Consider the following 683-nt stretch of genomic DNA (forward strand, 5'->3'; position numbering starts at 1 on the left):
CAGAGCATGGCATACCGACAGCTGACCCAGACCCAACGATACCAGATTCACGCTTACAGGTGTGCAGGCATGAGCCAGCGACAGATCGCCAGAGCTATTGGCGTTCATGACAGTACAGTGAGTCGGGAGCTGCGTCGTCACACGACGCCCGAGGGGTATGACCCTGAGCAGGCCCAGCAACGTAGCGACCATCGACGCCGCACCGCCTGGAAGTGGACGAAGCGCCTACCCAGCCTGATGAACTTCGTCGCCAGACGGCTCCGCGAGGAGTGGAGTCCCGAGCAGATCAGCGGCTTCATGGCCCCCTTGATCGGCGTGGGCGTGAGCCACCAGTGGATCTACTCCCTGGTCCGGGATGACAAGGCCCGGGGTGGCGACCTGTGGCGGCACCTTCGTCAGCCCCGGCGGCACAGCAAACGCCGTGCCCGGGCTAAAAGCGCAGGACTTGGCAGGATCCCCCATCGCGTGGGCATCGAGCATCGCCCGGCGGAGGTCGAGGAACGCCGCTTCATCGGGCATTGGGAGGGTGACACCGTGGTTCAGGGGCACAAGCAATCGGGCCTGGTCACCCTGGTAGAGCGGCGTAGTGGTTATCTCCTGGCAGCACGGTTGCCCAGGGTCTCAGCAGACCTGACGCAAGCGGCCATGATCCGGCTGTTGAAGCCACGCCGGGGAGCTGTGAA

At 64.3% G+C, this 683-nt stretch carries 1 protein-coding gene; it reads left to right on the forward strand.

Annotated elements, in window-relative coordinates:
- Window positions 1–6 precede the first annotated feature (6 nt).
- Window positions 7–683: IS30 family transposase (locus CWI66_RS17685; protein WP_100732394.1), on the forward strand; the 677-nt coding region annotated here is incomplete at its 3' end.

Origin of the sequence: Halomonas sp. 141 (assembly GCF_002810305.1) — a bacterium.
GTDB lineage: Bacteria > Pseudomonadota > Gammaproteobacteria > Pseudomonadales > Halomonadaceae > Vreelandella > Vreelandella stevensii.